This is a genomic window from Lacinutrix venerupis, assembly GCF_001971745.1.
GTDB classification, from domain to species: Bacteria; Bacteroidota; Bacteroidia; order Flavobacteriales; family Flavobacteriaceae; genus Lacinutrix; species Lacinutrix venerupis.
The window spans coordinates 2,140,001-2,157,715 of record NZ_CP019352.1 but is presented as its reverse complement, the minus strand read 5'-3'; the positions used below and the strand labels follow the sequence as shown (position 1 = coordinate 2,157,715).

The following is a 17,715-nucleotide window of genomic DNA, read 5'->3' as shown; positions in this document are numbered from 1 at the left end:
AAAAATAAGTGTAATCCTAATGGATAAAATACGTACAACAAATTATTTACTTTTAATTATAGTAATACCTATAATATTTTATTTACTTAAAATACTATCTTTTATATTTATACCTCTTATCTTTTCAATGTTTATAGCATTATTGTTTTTGCCACTAATGCGTTTTTTAAAGCGAAGAGGAATACATAAAATTATAAGTATTTGTATTGTTTTATTAATAATTACACTTGGCGTTAAATTAGGAGTAGAATTAGTAAAATTATCAAGTAAACAAATAATAGAAAGTGACTCATCATTTTTTTTAAAGGCAGAAACAAAAATAAATGATTTAGTTTACGAAGTAGAATCTGTTTTTGGTGCCAATGCAGTTAAAGAAGACAACGCAAAATTATCGAGATTTTTAAATAAAGAAACTGTTTTTAAAAATTTCGGGAATACTTTAAGTGTAGTTAGCAAGTTTTTAACAGCACTATTAATGACTGTTTTTTTCGTTGTTCTTTGGTTAGCAGAATCTATAAATATTGAAAATCTTTTAAATAAAACTATTTTAAGAAAAAGACATCAGTCTATTAAAACATTTATTAAAATAGAAAACGATTTAATAAAGTTTATTAAAGTAAAAGTATTAGTTAGCTTTCTAACAGGTGTATTTACAGGTTTAGCATGTTATTTTTTCGATGTTAGTTTTCCAATTTTTTGGGGATTATTTGCATTCTTAATCAATTTTGTGCAAATGGTAGGTTCTTTTGTAACCGTAATTTTATTGTCAATTTTTGCATTTGTAGAATTAGAAGCATCAAGTACATTATTATTCTTTATAATAGCTATTGCGGGAACACAAGTACTTTATGGTAGTATTTTAGAACCAATATTTATGGGAAAATCCTTTTCTATAAACGTTATTACAGTACTTGTTGCATTAATGTTTTGGGGATTTATATGGGGAGTACCAGGTTTAATTATGGCAATTCCTATTACAGTATTTCTAAAAATTATATTTGAGCAATTTCCTAGTACAAGAGGTATTGCAAAGCTTATTTCTGCTTAAATTACACTTGTTAAAGTAGCTTAGGTTTTTAAAAAAGGAATATTTTTTGATTATATTTCAACAAGGCTATCTTAAAATAGTTTTTATTGAAATTTTCTATAATAAAACAATGAGAAAAATACTATATATATTCATTTTCCTATTAACTACTCAAAGTTATGCTTCATATATTTTGGTTCCTATGGATGCCGAAACTCAGGAAAACCATTTAAAAGCTTACGGAATTACTTATTGGACACTTGCCAAAAACATTAAAGTTAAATGGTTATTAAACTATAGAGGAGGATCTTTTCTATTACCCGATACAGATGAAATACAGAAAGAATGTAAAATTAGAGGTGTTAGTTTCGAGATTTTAAGCAACGATAAAGTTGAAGGTATTCTACAAGATATTAGCAGCCCAAGTAAAAATATGGAAGCTGTAGTTTTAGAAAAAGCACCAAAAATCGCTGTTTATACACCAAAAGGTAAGCTGCCTTGGGATGATGCAGTAACAATGGTTTTAACCTACGCTGAAATTCCTTACGAAACTATTTACGATGAACAAGTATTAAAAGATGAACTCGTTTTATACGATTGGTTACACTTGCATCATGAAGATTTTACAGGACAATTTGGTAAATTTTACGCACGCTATAGAACTGCAGCATGGTATATAGAAGAAAAAAATGAAGCCGAAGCATTAGCAACAAAATTGGGTTACAATAAAGTATCCGAAGCTAAAAGAGATGTTGCTCTTAAAATACGAGATTATGTAGTAGGTGGTGGTTTTATGTTTGCTATGTGTAGTGCAACAGACAGTTTTGATATAGCACTATCTGCAGAACATGTAGATATTTGCGAGCCCATGTTTGACGGTGATGCAAGTGATGCAAATTATCAATCTAAAATAGATTACAATAAAACCTTTGCATTTAAAGACTACACATTAGAAAGAAGCCCAATGGTATATGAGTTTTCTAGTATAGACATGACTAGAAAACGTAAAATACCAAAACAAACAGATTATTTTTCATTGATGGATTTTTCTGCAAAATGGGATCCAATTCCAACTATGTTGTGTCAAAATCATACTGCATTAGTAAAAGGATTTATGGGTCAAACCACCTCATTTACACGTGAAGAAATTAAAAGTAATGTATTAGTAATGGGAGAAAATAGAACCAATGGAGAAGCAAAATACATACATGGCATAAAAGGAAAAGGCTTTTTTACTTTTTATGGCGGTCACGATCCAGAAGACTACACACATAAAGTTGGCGACCCAAAAACCGAATTAGATCTGCACCCAACATCTCCAGGCTATCGTTTAATTTTAAATAACGTATTATTTCCTGCAGCAAAAAAGAAGAAACAGAAAACTTAGTATGAAGTATTTTTTGTTTTTTATTTCATGCTTATGTTTTCAAGTATTACTATCTCAAAATGATAGTATTATAAATTTTGGAGAAAATTTGGTTCAAGAAAATGAGTTGGACGAGGCAATTAATTATTACAATAAGCATTTACTTAAACCTAAAACAAAAGAACAAGAAATATTCTTATTACTAGGACTTGCAGAAGTATACAAACTTAAGCTAAATTATAATCAGGCTAATAATTTTTTTATAAATGCCTTTGAAAAGATTAAAAGTATAGAAGACAGACAATTAGAGTTTTTATACCATGTAAAACTTGGAGAATTTTTTAGAAAAAGATCTTTAGAGACTGAGTTTGAAACCGAACTGGATAAGGCTAGAAAAATTTTAAAGTCTTATAAAATTAATGACAAGTATCTAGTAAAATACTACAACCGAAAAGCAGCCTTATTTACCGAACGTTATCAAAACAATGATTCTACACTTTTTTATGCTAATAAATCACTTGATTTAGCCAAAAAAGTAAAAGATAAAGATAACGAGTTTTATTCGTTATTGGAGATTGCAGGCGTTTACGAACGTAAAAAAGACTATAAAACATCAATACGATATATAGAAGAAATAATTGAATTTGCAAAAAACAATAATATGCAACAACAAGAAGCTGATGCATATATAAGTTATATCATGGCATTAGCAAGAAGCAATCAATTAGAAAAAGCATTAAACACAGCTTTGCATGCTGCTAATTTTTCAAAAAAAAATAATCTATTATATAACGAGATAATTTTTAATGAGAATATTCAAAACCTATATTTTAGATTAAAAGATACAGAAAAAGCATACGAATACTTAAAATATAGATTAGAACTTACTACTAAGTATAACGAAATAAAAAAAGAAGAATTATTATTTAATTTAGAAGCGAAATATAAATTAGCAGATAAAGAAAATCAAATTAAAATAAATACACTTGAACTGGATAATAAAAATAAAGCTTTAGCATCTAACAAAATCAAGTTATATGTAAGTATTGGATTGTTATTAGCAGCTACACTTGTTACAGTTTTAATAGCTTATTTTTTTAGAAAAGAAAAACACAGTAATAAGCAATTACAAGCATTATCATACGAAAACGAATTTTTGTTAAGTGAGGCCAATCATCGTATTAATAATAACTTACAGTTGGTAATTATTCTTATAGCAGATCAATTAAAAAAAATAGAAGGCACTAATGGTTTCGAATTAAAAAATATTTTAACCAAAGTAGAAGCAATTTCAACTCTACATAAACATCTTTATAAAAATACAGACAAAAAGAAAATTAATGCTCAAAACTACCTTGAAGATGTAAAAGTTAGTTTTTTTGATGTTTTTAAAGCTAACGATATAACTATAAATTTTAACTGTGAACCAGTTGGAATTCCTAATGATATTGCTATGTATTTTGGGTTACTACTTACAGAGTTATTTATCAATTCTATAAAGCATGCTTTTTTAAAAGAGGATTATAAAGAAATAAATTTTGAATTATATCAAGAACAAGATATTTTGGTTCTTAAATATTCTGATAACGGAAAAGCTAATACCGGCAAAATAGTACAACCTAAATTAATAAATAAACTCTGTAGGCAATTAAAAGCAGAGTATAAAATTAATACCACAGAAGGTTTTGTATTTGTACTTGAAAAACACCTTAAAAATGACTAACCAAAACAAGATAAAAATTCTAATTGTAGAAGACGAAATTTTAATAGCAGATTTTATTTTGGACATTTTACAAGAATCGAATTTTAAAACTATAAAAATTGCTAACGACTATAATACAGCTTTAAGTTTAATGGAATCTTTTTTACCAGACATTATTTTAATGGATATTAATTTAAACAGTGGTAATACAGGTATCGAGCTTTCAAAATTAAAAAATAAAAATGCTACTGTTATTTTTATTACTGGTCAATACGATTTTGCATCAATGAGCGAAGCTTTAAAAACAAATCCAGATGCTTATTTAACCAAACCAATAAAAAAAGTTGATCTTTTAGCATCTATAAATTTAGCATTACACAAAAAACAAATTAAAACGTTGCAGTTTAGAGATGGTTATGATACTGTTAAACTAGAGTTCGATGCAATTAATTATATAATTGCAGATGGTAATTACATTAATATTCATACTAATTCTAAAAAATATACTGTTAGGCAATCTTTAAATACTATTGCAGAGCAACTTCCCGATAATATGTTTATTAAAACTCACCGGTCTTATTTAGTTAATGAGTCTAAAATAGAAAGAATTACTTCAAATTCAGTTTTAGTAAATAATATAGAAGTTCCACTGTCTCGAACTTTTGGTAAACAATTAAAATAACCTTTTAAATACAAGATATTGTATTTCGTCCCTGTTTATTTGTATTTAATAGGTAAAAATTTAGATTTGGCGCCTTAATTCTAACCAAACCTAAATCTTATGAAATTAAAATTCTACATTTTTTTATGGGCATTATTTTGCCTTAATTTTTCTTACGCACAAACAACACCTGTTTTAACAGGAATTTCCCAACCTTACAGTTTGGCATTCCATGAAGATAATTTATATGTAGCAGAGCGTTCTATAAAAAGAATATCTATAAAAGATATTACAACATCCGGAACCGGCATAACAGGAGTACTTACTTATACAAACGATAATCCTGTAGCCTTAACAATGGATGGAGATAATCTATATTTAGGCTATCAAAACTCTAATATAGTAGATAAAGCTAATGTTGTTAATTATACAGGTTTGCAAAATGTTTATGTTAGCAATTCTGCTCCTATAACTTCTTATGGATCAGTTGTTCACGATGGTTATTTGTATTTTACAAATTCAAATTATGGAGAAATAATACAAGTAGATTTATCATCTGGTGGTTTTGTAACATATATTAGTGGTTTACAAAATCCATATGGTTTAGCAATTAAAGGAGATGATCTTTATGTTTCAGAATTAGGTACTAGTCGAATATCTAAAATAGATGTTACAACTACACCGGCATTAACGACAGTAATTACAGGTTTAGCTAATCCTAGAGGAATTGCATTTTATGGTAATAACCTATATGTTGCAGAATATTCTGCAAATCGCATTGGTGTAATAGATGTTACTGCAACTGCACCTTCAAATACTCCTATAGTAACAGGTAGTGTATTTGGCCCTATTGATGTAGCACTAAAAGGGAACGATTTATACATTGCAGAATTAAGCAATAATAGAGTTTCTAAAACTACACTTCCATTATATGAGCCAAGTCCTGCAACACATTTAAATTTTGATGGTGTAGATGATTCAGTATCACTAACAAATACTTATGGCTCTGTTACAGACTTTACAATTGAAGCTTGGATAAAAACAAATTCTGATGGAATAATTATACATAGTAATTCTGCTTATGATAATAGTTATTTAGCAGTGACTAATGGAAAATTAACTTATACAACAAGCAGACATGGTTACGGAGGTCATATTCTTACATCTAATCAAAATGTTAATGATGATACTTGGCATCATGTCGCATTTTCTACAAGCTCAATAAACACAAATGGTCAAGGTAGCTTATATATTGATGGAGTTTTAGATAATTCCACTTCATTTGCTGTATACACAGTTCCAATGGGCTCTTTAACTATTGGAGGTGTTAATACTTCATACTTTAGTGGTTCTATTGATGAATTACGTGTTTGGGATGTAGTGAGAACTGCTGCAGAAATTAACAATGCCAAAAGTAGCGAAATACAATGCAATGAAACAGGTTTAATAGCTTATTATCAATTTAATAAAGGTATTGATGCAAGCGAAAACACCAATATAACTTCTTTAACCGATATAACAGGAAATGTTAATAATGGAACGTTAAATAATTTTGCTTTAACAGGAACAACTTCAAATTGGTTAGCCGGATCACCAATAACTACGGTATCACTTCCACCAGATGTTGTTTCTCCTGTAGAGTATATGCAATATGATACGGCAACTCCATTAACAGCGACTACAGGAGCAAATGGAACAGGTTTAATGTGGTACACTACAGAAATTGGAGGAATGGGAGATGCAAATGCGCCAACACCAGATACATCAACACTAGGTTCTACTTCGTATTGGGTAGCAAGCACAAACAACAATGGTTGTGAAAGTGAGCGTACAGAAATTGTAGTAACTATTTTACAACCAGCTACAAATTTAGATTTTGGAGGTGCTTTAGATTATGTAAATTGTGGTAATGGTGCAAGTTTACAAATTTCAGGAAATGCTATAACTTTAGAAGCTTATGTTAAATTTAATAGTTTTGCAGGAGCTGAATGGGGAGGAAATATAATTAATAAAAATGGTACTGGTGATTACGGTTATATGTTAAGAGCTGGTGGTAATGGAGTTGTTAATTTTAATTTAGGTAATGGTACTTGGAACGAAGTAAGCTCTCCACAAAATACAATAAGTTTAAATACTTGGTATCATATAGCAGGAGTGTACGATGGTACTACTCAAAAAATATATGTAGATGGTATTGAAGTCGCTTCAAATAATCTTTCAATTAATTTTGTTGAAAGTGGTTTTAACTTAAATTTAGGTCGTGATCCTCAATTTACAGATAGAGGTGTAGATGCGTCAATAGATGAAGTTAAAATATGGAATATTGCTAGAACAGAAGATCAAATAAATGCATCAAAAAATTGTGAATTACAAGGAGATGAAGTAGGTCTAGCTGCATATTATAAATTTAATCAAGGCCTTGACTCAGCAGATAATTCATCAGAAACAAGCTTGTTAGATGCAACTTCAAATGGAAATAATGGAACCTTAACAAACTTTAATTTAACAGGAACGATCTCTAATTGGCTGGCAGGTTCTCCAATAACAACAGGATTAATAATTCCTTCTGAAGCAACAGTTACAACACCAGTAATATATAATCAAGGCGATACTGCTTCACAATTAACAGCAACTACAGGTGCTAATGGAACAGGATTAATGTGGTATACTACAGGAATTGGTGGAACGGGAGATGCAAATGCGCCAACACCAGACACATCAACACTTGGTTCTACTTCATATTGGGTATCAAGTACAAATGATAATGGTTGTGAGAGTGAGCGTGAAGAAATAGTAGTTACTATTAATGAGCTAATTCCTGCAACACATTTAAATTTTGATGGTGTTGATGATTATATAAATATAAATATTGGAGAATTTACTACTTCATTATATAATTACACACACGAATTTTGGTTTAAAACATCAAGTGCAGATGGTACAATATTTAACTTTTCAGATACAGGATTACCAAATTCTGGTGGGTTTAACAAAACAATATATTTACAAAATGGAAATTTAGTATCCTACGTTTACAATAATTCAGAGCATTACATTACATCAACAACAACGTATAACGATAATAACTGGCATCACGTAACAGAGATTGCAAATGCCTCAGAAAGGAAATTATATGTAGACGGTGTTTTGATTGGTACAGATTCAAATTTTTCAAATCAATATTTTGGATATATTGTTTTAGGAGCAAGTAATAAAACTCCTGGAGTTTACTTTAATGGTGATATTGATGAAGTAAGAATATGGAATATAGCTTTACTTATAGAAGATGTTAATAATAGAGGTAATTGTGAGTTACAAAACAACGAAACAAATTTATTAGCATATTACCGATTTAATCAAGGTAATGCTACAGTAGATAACACTTCTGAAACAACTTTAGTAGATGCTACTTCAAACACATATAATGGAACATTAAATAATTTTGCATTAACAGGAACGACTAGTAATTGGTTAGCAGGATCACCTCTTGGAGCTGCGCCTACAATTACAATGCAACCACAAGACCAAACTATTTCATCTGGAGATAGTTCAGTAGTTTTTTCTGTATCTGCTTCAAATGCAACATCATACCAATGGGAATTTAGTAATGCAGACGAAGATATTTGGACTCCTCTAAATGATAGTTTATCAGATCCAGATATTTCTGGTTCTACAACTAATACCTTAACAATCTCAGGACAAAATATAGAAACTATTACTAACTTAAAATTTAGAGTTTTAGTAAACGGAGAGTCTAGTTGTTATATTATTTCAAATGAAGTAACCGCAAGCGAAACACTAAGTGTTTCGTCATTTAAAGAAGATGATATTAAGATATATCCAAATCCAACAAATAATTTAATAAATATAGCAACAACTTTAAACTCTAGCTTACAATTATCTATTTACGATATAAACGGTAGAGTGTTATTAAGTAAAACATGTAATCAACAAATTAATACTATAGACATTTCAGCATTTAGTAATGGAATGTATTTATTAAAAATGAAAACAGATTTTGGTGAAGTAACTAAAAGAATAATTAAAGAATAATTTTTTAAAATTTTTATCATTATAAAAAGGGTCACAGGAATGTGATCCTTTTTTCATTTGAATACAATATTAATTTCAAACATATTTTCTTACATTTAAAAAAAATCAAACTGCATGTCAACAAAAGAAGATATTTTAAAAAAAATAGAAATACTAATTACTAATCATTTTAGAACACCAGAAGAAGCATTTAACTTTTTCGATGATAATGGTGATCAAAAATTATCGAAATCAGAAATTAAAGATTTGTTACAAGAAGCAAAAATTAGTGGTTTTATTCGTGGTATTGTAGCTTCAAAGTTAATAGAAGGTTACGATAAAAATGATGACCAATTAATAAGTTGGGAAGAATTTCAAACCGCTATAGACGAAATATCTAATTAAAATATTGTGAAAAATCTTATTTTTCAATTCTTACGTTTGTTATTACAAACAGTTATATTCTGGATTTTAGCTTTTTGTCTATTTATATTTATTAGATATTTTGCAATAGGAGCAGAGGAAGGTGTAATTGTAACAGTTTATCATATTTCAGATATACTATTTTTTGGAGTCTTATTAGGCTTACTCATAGGTTCGTTGTTTGCCGTAGTAGAGTTTTTATTCGATAAATTTTTATCAAAAAATCTATCTCTAGCTTTAGTACTTCTAGAAAAACTAGTAATTTATTTAATAGGTATTATTTTATCTCTCAATTATGTTTTTCCAATTGCAGAAACCGAATTAAATTTAAATTTAACAACAGAAATAGGCTGGTGGAAGACTAGTAGAATATTCTGGTTAATTGTTTCTTATTTTTTAATTTGCTCAATAGTTTTCTCATTTATAAAAATAGCTAATGAGAAATTTGGTAGTGGAATGTTCTTTAATTTTTTAATAGGAAAGTATAGAACACCTAAAGAAGAAAAAAGAATATTTATGTTTTTAGATTTGCAAGCCTCAACTACAATAGCTGAAGAGTTAGGGCATTATAAATATAGTGAGTTTATACAAGATTGCTTTTACGATTTAAATAGAATTGTCTCTAAATACAATGCAGAAATATATCAATATGTTGGAGACGAAGCAGTATTAAGTTGGAAATATAAAAAAGGAATTAAAAATAATAATTGTGTAGATTTATTTTTTCATTTTCAAAAACGAATCGAAAAGAAGCAAAAATATTATTATAGTAAATACAATTTAGCACCTGTTTTTAAAGCAGGTTTACATGGAGGAAAACTAATAATTACAGAAGTTGGAACAATTAAAAAAGAAATAGCTTATCATGGAGATGTAATAAATACAACTGCTAGAATTCAAGGAGAATGTAATAAGTACAAAGAGCTGTTACTGTGTTCAAATACATTACTTATGGAATTAAAACTATCAAATAAATATTCTACAGAATTTATTGGAAATTTAGAATTAAAAGGAAAAGAAGAAAAGTGTAAAATTTCTGCGATTAAAAGCATTTAATAATTCCTTTTAGCCTTAAGTAATTGTTGCAAAATAGTTTCAACACCATAACTATCATTATTTGTAGTTTCAAAATTTGCAACAGCTTTAACATCTGGATGGGCATTTTTCATAGCAAAGCTATATTTAGCTAGTTTTAGCATTTCTATATCATTATTATAATCACCAAAAACCATGGTTTCTTCAGGAGTAATATTATAATTCTTTTGAATAAGTGATAGTGCGTGTCCTTTATTTGCTTTGTTTTCAGAGATATCAACCCAATGATTAGCACTAACCTTTACCTTAAAACGATCTTCTATATGTTTTACAAAAGGATATATAAAACGTTCAGAACTTTCTTCATGAAATAATGCAATTTTGTAAATAGGTTCTGTAATTTCTAAAGTATTTAAAATCACTTTATAATTAGGGTAGTACTCTTTTAAAAGATTTAAAAGCTTAGTCGAATCGCTTAGTATATAAGCTTTATTTTTAGCACAGAAAACAGAATGAGAATTTTCTATACTTAAAACTAAATTACAAATTTCTTTAAAATTGTTTTTTTTAATTGGGTTAGATAGAAATAATTCATCATTTTTTATTGCTAATCCACCATTTTCAGACACAATTATAATGTCGTCTTTTATTTTTGAAAGTTTATCAATCATACTATAATATGGTCGACCACTTGCGGCAACAAATAAGATGTCGTGAGATTTTATATCATTAAATAAGCTAAAAAACAACTCACTAACCTTATGATTAGAATTTAGCAATGTACCATCCATATCTGTAACAATTAATTTAACTTGAGATAAATTCATATTTTTTTTAATTAAAGATAATTAGTGTTGTTGTTTAATATTTAAAGAGAATATTAAGTTAATATAAATATTAACAAAAAAGCCTGACTCGAAAGAGTCAGACTTTTTATATATAAGTGAAATGATATTATTTTATTGGCAAAAAGCCTTTATTTAATTTTGTTCACAATTGCTTCAAAAGCAGTTGGGTGGTTCATCGCTAAATCAGCTAAAACCTTACGGTTTAATTCGATGTTATTAGCTTTTAATTTACCCATAAATTGTGAATAAGACATACCGTGTAAACGAGCTCCAGCGTTAATACGCGTGATCCATAATGCACGAAATGTTCTCTTTTTAACTCTACGGTCTCTATACGAATATTGCATCGCTTTATCAACCGCATTTTTTGCTACTGTCCAAACGTTTTTACGTCTTCCAAAGTAACCTTTTGCTTGTTTAAGCACCTTTTTTCTTCTGGCTCTTTTGGCAACAGAATTTACTGATCTTGGCATAATTTAAATGTGTTTTGTAGTAGGCGGTTAAATTTTAACACTTGTTTTTAATCTTAGTTAGCCTAACTCCAGGGTTATTAATTTGTTTTTAACCTATTAAAATAATGTTACTTTAAACGCATCATTACTTTAATGTTGTTCTCATCTGCAGGGTGTACTAATGTACTATGCGTTAGAGCAAGCTTACGTTTTTTAGATTTCTTTGTTAAGATATGACTCTTAAACGCGTGCTTTCTTTTTATCTTCCCAGTACCAGTAAGCTTGAAACGCTTTTTAGCACTAGATTTTGTTTTCATTTTAGGCATCTTGTTTCCTAGTTTTAATTATTTCACTTATAATTTTGTTATGTTGATGCTATATCAACACCTTTTGTTTTACTTTTTTGGAGCAATAAACATTGTCATTCTCTTACCTTCTAATCTTGGCATTTGTTCTACTTTACCAAGTTCTTCTAGGTCTTGAGCTAAACGCAGTAATAAAATTTGACCTTGCTCTTTAAACACAATCGAACGTCCTTTAAAAAATACAAATGCTTTTAATTTAGCACCTTCTTTTAAAAACTTTTCTGCGTGTTTCTTTTTAAACTCGTAATCATGGTCATCTGTTTGAGGGCCAAAACGAATTTCTTTTATAACAACTTTAGTCGCTTTACTCTTTAAAGCTTTATCACGCTTTTTCTGTTCGTAAAGAAACTTTTTATAGTCCATAATTTTACACACAGGCGGATCTGCTTTCGGCGAAATTTCTACCAAATCAAGTTCCTGCTCTTCAGCTATGGCTAAAGCTTGTTTAGTTGTGTAAATACCAACTTCAACATTTTCTCCAACTAGACGCACTTTTTCTGCTCTAATTTTCGAGTTGATTTTGTGTTGGTCTTCTTTAATGACTCTTAAAGGTCCTCTTGATCTTTTTCTACGTATTGCTATGACTTTATAATTTTAGTTAAACGTTATATTTAAAATTGTTTCAATGTTTTATTTATTTCTGTTTTAACAATTTCTGAAAACTCTTCTACACTAATCGTGCCTAAATCGTCTCCGCCATGTTGTCTTACAGATATCTTGTTTTCATTCTCTTCATTTTCTCCTATAATAATCATATAAGGAGTTTTATTCATTTCTGCTTCTCTAATCTTTTTACCAATAGTTTCACTACGGTTATCTACAAGTGCGCGAATTTCGTGATTTTCTAGCAAATTTAAAACTTTTTCACCGTATTTTTCATATTTCTCACTAAGAGTTAATATAGAAACTTGATTTGGCATTAACCATAATGGGAAATTTCCGCCCGTATGCTCTAGTAAAATAGCTATAAAACGTTCCATACTTCCAAAAGGAGCACGATGTATCATTACAGGTCTGTGTAATTCGTTATCACTTCCTTTGTATGTTAAGTCAAAACGTTCTGGTAAATTATAATCTACTTGTATTGTTCCTAGTTGCCATTGTCTACCTAAAGCATCTTTTACCATAAAATCTAATTTAGGGCCATAAAAAGCTGCTTCACCAGTTTCAATAACATAATTCAATCCTTTGTCTTTTGCAGCACTAATAATGGCTTGTTCTGCTTTTTCCCAATTTTCAAGACTACCTATATATTTATCAGGATTTTCAGGATCTCTTAAAGATACTTGTGCAGTAAAATTTTCAAACCCTAAAGAACCAAAAACATAAAGAACTAAATCAATTACATTTTTAAACTCTTCGTCTAATTGGTCTGGTGTACAAAATAAATGTGCATCATCTTGTGTAAAACCACGAACACGAGTTAAACCATGTAATTCTCCACTTTGCTCATATCTATAAACTGTACCAAATTCTGCATAACGCTTAGGTAAATCTTTATAAGACCATTGCGCAGCATTGTATATTTCACAGTGGTGAGGGCAGTTCATAGGTTTCAATAAAAACTCCTCATCTGCTTTTGGAGTTTTTATAGGTTGAAAACTATCTTCTCCATATTTGGCATAGTGTCCAGAAGTAACATATAATTCTTTTTGTCCAATGTGTGGGCTCATAACCATTTCGTAACCTGCTTTCTTTTGTGCAGCTTTTAAAAAGTTTTCTAAACGTTCACGTAAGGCAGTTCCTTTAGGTAACCATAATGGTAAACCAGCTCCAACTTTTTGAGAGAAAGTAAATAACTCTAATTCTTTACCAAGTTTCCTATGATCTCTTTTTTTAGCTTCTTCTAAAAGAGCTAAATACTCAGTTAATTCCTTTTGTTTAGGAAAACTAATACCATAAACACGAGTTAATTGAGGTTTTGTTTCATCTCCTCTCCAGTAAGCACCAGCTACAGATAATACTTTAACGGCTTTAATAATTCCTGTATTAGGAATATGTCCACCACGGCATAAATCTGTAAAAGTAGAATGATCACAAAATGTAATTGTACCATCCTCTAAATTTTCTATTAATTCAGTCTTAAAAGGATTATCTTTATATAATTCTAGGGCTTCTGCTTTAGTAGCACTTCTCATATTAAAGTCATACTTACCTCTAGCTATTTCCAGCATTTTGTTTTCAACCGTTTTAAAATCTTTTTCAGTTAAAACGTCGTCACCAAAATCTACATCATAATAAAATCCACGATCAATAGCAGGTCCTATAGTTAATTTAGCATTTGGATATAAATCTTGTATAGCTTGTGCTAAAACATGAGCACTAGAATGCCAGAAAGCAGTTTTTCCTTCATCATTATTCCAGGTATATAATATCAAAGAACCATCGGTGGTTAAAGGTGTAACGGTTTCAACTGTTTCACCATTAAAACTTGCAGAAATAACATTTCTAGCCAAGCCTTCACTAATGCTTTTAGCAACATCCATAGGAGTAGAATTCGTGTTAAACGATTTTACACTTCCATCTGGTAAAGTAATCTGTATCATATATAAGTTTAAATTCAATTAACAAAGATAATAGGTTACAAACTCACAAGCAATACATAAACGTAAATTATACAATAATTAATTTGGCGTTCCCTATCGGTCAGGCTTTCAACTATATCTTTTTGCAAAAAAAAATGCAAAAAGGATGCCGTCTCAATCCTTAACGCGGTCATAGCACTTAAGTTGGTTACAGCCGTAAAGTTGTTTTAAACCTTTAAATAATTAAGTATATTAATATAAACAAAAAACAAAAGAATATTGCATACATGTTCTAAAGTAAATGAAGAATTACTTCCATGCATGTAAGACGTAATTTTCCCATTAAAAATCGTGTATATATAATAAGGACAAATAGTAGAAAAAAATTTAAAAAAAATAGGGTGTATAATGTGTTGATTAGAAGCTTTTAAGAGTGTTTGTAAAAATAAAATTAAAAAAAGATTAAATAAAAGCTTGCGTAAGAGAAAATAGGTTGTATATTTGCAGCCGCTTAGCGCTATAGCCACAGAGGTAAAAGCAAAAGCAACGTTCATAAACAAGGCTAAAAAAAAAATAAATAAAAAAAGTTTCAAAAAAGCTTTTTATATTAAAAAAAGGTTGTATGTTTGCAGCCGCAAAAAACGCCAACGTTTTGAGCAAAAAAGTTCAGTGATATTTTAATGTTTTAATAGTTTAAATGAGGATAGAAATTTTCAAAAAAAAATTAAAAAAACATTGCACAGAATAAAAAAGGGTTTTACATTTGCAGCCCGCTAATAAGGCAACGAATTAGCAAATCAAAAATAGAGAATAAAAGTTCATAAACATATTGAATTGACAGCGTAAGTTTTTAACTGGAAACGGTTAGAGACAAACAAGAGAATAAACCATTCGAGTACTAATTAATTTCTTTGGTTGTTAAGCATATTAGTGGAAACACTTAAAAATTTAACGATGAAGAGTTTGATCCTGGCTCAGGATGAACGCTAGCGGCAGGCCTAACACATGCAAGTCGAGGGGTAACAGAGGAGCTTGCTTCTGCTGACGACCGGCGCACGGGTGCGTAACGCGTATAGAATCTACCTTGTACTGAGGAATAGCCTTTGGAAACGAAGATTAATGCCTCATAGTATATCGGTTCGGCATCGAGTTGATATTAAAGATTACGGTATAAGATGACTATGCGTTCTATTAGCTAGATGGTGTGGTAACGGCACACCATGGCGACGATAGATAGGGGCCCTGAGAGGGGGATCCCCCACACTGGTACTGAGACACGGACCAGACTCCTACGGGAGGCAGCAGTGAGGAATATTGGACAATGGAGGCAACTCTGATCCAGCCATGCCGCGTGCAGGAAGACTGCCCTATGGGTTGTAAACTGCTTTTATACAGGAAGAAACACCTCTACGTGTAGAGACTTGACGGTACTGTAAGAATAAGGATCGGCTAACTCCGTGCCAGCAGCCGCGGTAATACGGAGGATCCAAGCGTTATCCGGAATCATTGGGTTTAAAGGGTCCGTAGGTGGATAATTAAGTCAGAGGTGAAATCCTGCAGCTCAACTGTAGAATTGCCTTTGATACTGGTTATCTTGAGTTATTATGAAGTAGTTAGAATATGTAGTGTAGCGGTGAAATGCATAGATATTACATAGAATACCAATTGCGAAGGCAGATTACTAATAATCAACTGACACTGATGGACGAAAGCGTGGGGAGCGAACAGGATTAGATACCCTGGTAGTCCACGCCGTAAACGATGGTCACTAGCTGTTCGAACTTCGGTTTGAGTGGCTAAGCGAAAGTGATAAGTGACCCACCTGGGGAGTACGTTCGCAAGAATGAAACTCAAAGGAATTGACGGGGGCCCGCACAAGCGGTGGAGCATGTGGTTTAATTCGATGATACGCGAGGAACCTTACCAGGGCTTAAATGTAAATTGACAGGTTTAGAGATAGACTTTTCTTCGGACAATTTACAAGGTGCTGCATGGTTGTCGTCAGCTCGTGCCGTGAGGTGTCAGGTTAAGTCCTATAACGAGCGCAACCCCTGTTGTTAGTTGCCAGCGAGTCATGTCGGGAACTCTAACAAGACTGCCGGTGCAAACCGTGAGGAAGGTGGGGATGACGTCAAATCATCACGGCCCTTACGTCCTGGGCTACACACGTGCTACAATGGTAGGGACAGAGAGCAGCCACTGCGCGAGCAGGAGCGAATCTATAAACCCTATCACAGTTCGGATCGGAGTCTGCAACTCGACTCCGTGAAGCTGGAATCGCTAGTAATCGCATATCAGCCATGATGCGGTGAATACGTTCCCGGGCCTTGTACACACCGCCCGTCAAGCCATGGAAGCTGGGAGTGCCTGAAGTCCGTCACCGTAAGGAGCGGCCTAGGGTAAAATCGGTAACTAGGGCTAAGTCGTAACAAGGTAGCCGTACCGGAAGGTGCGGCTGGAACACCTCCTTTCTAGAGAAAGACGACCGAATAAATTTAAAATAAAGGAAAAAATTGTTTATTCTCCTGCTGTTAATTTAAAATAAACTTATAGTAGAGTCTCATAGCTCAGCTGGTTAGAGCGCTACACTGATAATGTAGAGGTCGGCAGTTCGAGTCTGCCTGAGACTACTAACTACTATGAAAAAAGGAAATTCTAGAAGTTGTCAATTCTAAATATTTAAGTTCTGAATGCAATATTCGGGGTTTTAAATGGGGGATTAGCTCAGCTGGCTAGAGCGCCTGCCTTGCACGCAGGAGGTCATCGGTTCGACTCCGATATTCTCCACAATCAACATGAATTTGTTGAAAACGTTCATTGACATATTGAAAAAAGATACATGAAAATAAAGATTTGAGATTTATCTCAATGATTTAAATAATATTAAATACTAATAGTTAGTTACGAGCTGCTATTAGTAATGTAACTCATTAAAAAAGCAAATAGTACAATAAGCTAAATAAGAGCGTATGGGGAATGCCTAGGCTCTCAGAGGCGATGAAGGACGTGATAAGCTGCGAAAAGCTACGGGGATTGGCACATACAAATTGATCCGTAGATATCCGAATGGGGCAACCCAGCATGTTGAAGACATGTTACACCGTAAGGTGAGCAAACCCGGAGAACTGAAACATCTAAGTACCCGGAGGAGAAGAAAACAAAAGTGATTCCGTTAGTAGTGGCGAGCGAACGCGGATTAGCCCAAACCAGTAATGTTACGGCATTGCTGGGGTTGTAGGACTGCAATATTTGAGCTGTAATGAATTAGAATAGTTTGGA

The 17,715-nt window shown here is 31.4% G+C and carries 12 protein-coding genes, 2 tRNA genes and 2 rRNA genes (1 of these 16 running past the window's edge); 11 read left to right on the top strand and 5 right to left on the bottom strand.

Translation table 11 applies throughout. From position 1 onward, the window contains the following. The first annotated feature begins 19 nt into the window (after window positions 1-19). The 7 genes from BWR22_RS09745 (at window position 20) to BWR22_RS09715 (ending at window position 10,267) form a co-directional block, all read left to right on the top strand. Entirely contained in the window at window positions 20-1,048 is a 1,029-nt protein-coding gene (locus tag BWR22_RS09745; protein ID WP_076733488.1) for an AI-2E family transporter, read from the top strand. Window positions 1,049-1,229: 181 nt separating this feature from the next. Next, complete coding sequence (locus BWR22_RS09740; protein ID WP_076733487.1) at window positions 1,230-2,414, top strand: asparagine synthetase B; 1,185 nt, start codon at window positions 1,230-1,232, stop codon at window positions 2,412-2,414. Between the two features lies 1 nt (window position 2,415). Then, window positions 2,416-4,116, top strand: a complete 1,701-nt coding sequence (locus tag BWR22_RS09735) for a tetratricopeptide repeat-containing sensor histidine kinase (protein ID WP_076733486.1) — start codon at window positions 2,416-2,418, stop codon at window positions 4,114-4,116. Further along, window positions 4,109-4,777, top strand: a complete 669-nt coding sequence (locus BWR22_RS09730) for a LytR/AlgR family response regulator transcription factor (protein WP_076733485.1) — start codon at window positions 4,109-4,111, stop codon at window positions 4,775-4,777. The genes BWR22_RS09735 and BWR22_RS09730 overlap by 8 nt, the downstream gene beginning before the upstream one ends. A 99-nt stretch (window positions 4,778-4,876) precedes the next feature. Next, entirely contained in the window at window positions 4,877-8,809 is a 3,933-nt protein-coding gene (locus tag BWR22_RS09725) for a LamG-like jellyroll fold domain-containing protein (protein WP_076733484.1), read from the top strand. A 114-nt stretch (window positions 8,810-8,923) separates the two neighbouring features. Next, the gene (locus tag BWR22_RS09720; RefSeq protein WP_076733483.1) at window positions 8,924-9,193 is read left to right on the top strand and encodes an EF-hand domain-containing protein; all 270 of its coding nucleotides are present in this window, start codon (window positions 8,924-8,926) and stop codon (window positions 9,191-9,193) included. Window positions 9,194-9,199: 6 nt separating this feature from the next. Beyond that, window positions 9,200-10,267, top strand: coding sequence for an adenylate/guanylate cyclase domain-containing protein (locus BWR22_RS09715; RefSeq protein WP_076733482.1), 1,068 nt, complete (start codon window positions 9,200-9,202; stop codon window positions 10,265-10,267). Here the strand turns inward: BWR22_RS09715 and BWR22_RS09710 are convergent. The 5 genes from BWR22_RS09710 to thrS all read right to left on the bottom strand — a co-directional run bounded on the left by BWR22_RS09710 (window position 10,264) and on the right by thrS (window position 14,457). Continuing rightward, window positions 10,264-11,073: a Cof-type HAD-IIB family hydrolase gene (locus BWR22_RS09710; RefSeq protein WP_076733481.1), complete on the bottom strand. Its 810-nt coding sequence runs from the start codon at window positions 11,071-11,073 to the stop codon at window positions 10,264-10,266. The two genes, BWR22_RS09715 and BWR22_RS09710, sit on opposite strands and share 4 nt — an antisense overlap. A gap of 149 nt (window positions 11,074-11,222) precedes the next feature. Next, on the bottom strand, window positions 11,223-11,567 hold the full coding sequence (rplT, locus tag BWR22_RS09705; protein WP_076733480.1) for a 50S ribosomal protein L20: 345 nt from the start codon (window positions 11,565-11,567) through the stop codon (window positions 11,223-11,225). A gap of 107 nt (window positions 11,568-11,674) precedes the next feature. Further along, the gene (gene rpmI / locus BWR22_RS09700) at window positions 11,675-11,872 is read right to left on the bottom strand and encodes a 50S ribosomal protein L35 (protein WP_076733479.1); all 198 of its coding nucleotides are present in this window, start codon (window positions 11,870-11,872) and stop codon (window positions 11,675-11,677) included. Window positions 11,873-11,941: 69 nt separating this feature from the next. After that, window positions 11,942-12,430 carry a translation initiation factor IF-3 gene (infC, locus tag BWR22_RS09695; protein ID WP_241828242.1) on the bottom strand — a complete coding sequence of 163 codons (489 nt, stop codon included), beginning with the start codon at window positions 12,428-12,430 and terminating at the stop codon, window positions 11,942-11,944. Window positions 12,431-12,522: 92 nt separating this feature from the next. Then, complete coding sequence (gene thrS / locus BWR22_RS09690; protein WP_076733477.1) at window positions 12,523-14,457, bottom strand: threonine--tRNA ligase; 1,935 nt, start codon at window positions 14,455-14,457, stop codon at window positions 12,523-12,525. 930 nt (window positions 14,458-15,387) lie between these two features. Between thrS and BWR22_RS09680 the strand changes: the two genes are divergently transcribed. The 4 genes from BWR22_RS09680 to BWR22_RS09665 all read left to right on the top strand — a co-directional run. Next, a 16S ribosomal RNA gene (locus BWR22_RS09680) occupies window positions 15,388-16,907 on the top strand. Window positions 16,908-16,992: 85 nt separating this feature from the next. Next, window positions 16,993-17,066 (top strand) — tRNA-Ile (locus BWR22_RS09675). Between the two features lie 83 nt (window positions 17,067-17,149). Beyond that, window positions 17,150-17,223, top strand: a tRNA-Ala gene (locus tag BWR22_RS09670). A 161-nt stretch (window positions 17,224-17,384) separates the two neighbouring features. Further along, window positions 17,385-17,715 (top strand): 23S ribosomal RNA (locus BWR22_RS09665) (it continues 2,490 nt past the right edge of the window). Together the 16S and 23S rRNA genes with 2 tRNA genes alongside form the textbook arrangement of a ribosomal RNA operon.

What these genes read in the sequence shown, in the direction of transcription:
- BWR22_RS09735 (WP_076733486.1), top strand. Translation starts at nt 2,416, where the DNA reads ATGAAGTATTTTTTGTTTTTTATTTCATGCTTATGTTTTCAAGTATTA.
- BWR22_RS09740 (WP_076733487.1), top strand. Translation starts at nt 1,230, where the DNA reads ATGGATGCCGAAACTCAGGAAAACCATTTAAAAGCTTACGGAATTACT.
- BWR22_RS09720 (WP_076733483.1), top strand. Translation starts at nt 8,924, where the DNA reads ATGTCAACAAAAGAAGATATTTTAAAAAAAATAGAAATACTAATTACT.
- rplT (WP_076733480.1), bottom strand. Translation starts at nt 11,567, where the DNA reads ATGCCAAGATCAGTAAATTCTGTTGCCAAAAGAGCCAGAAGAAAAAAG.
- thrS (WP_076733477.1), bottom strand. Translation starts at nt 14,457, where the DNA reads ATGATACAGATTACTTTACCAGATGGAAGTGTAAAATCGTTTAACACG.
- BWR22_RS09730 (WP_076733485.1), top strand. Translation starts at nt 4,109, where the DNA reads ATGACTAACCAAAACAAGATAAAAATTCTAATTGTAGAAGACGAAATT.
- BWR22_RS09710 (WP_076733481.1), bottom strand. Translation starts at nt 11,073, where the DNA reads ATGAATTTATCTCAAGTTAAATTAATTGTTACAGATATGGATGGTACA.
- BWR22_RS09725 (WP_076733484.1), top strand. Translation starts at nt 4,877, where the DNA reads ATGAAATTAAAATTCTACATTTTTTTATGGGCATTATTTTGCCTTAAT.
- BWR22_RS09745 (WP_076733488.1), top strand. Translation starts at nt 20, where the DNA reads ATGGATAAAATACGTACAACAAATTATTTACTTTTAATTATAGTAATA.
- rpmI (WP_076733479.1), bottom strand. Translation starts at nt 11,872, where the DNA reads ATGCCTAAAATGAAAACAAAATCTAGTGCTAAAAAGCGTTTCAAGCTT.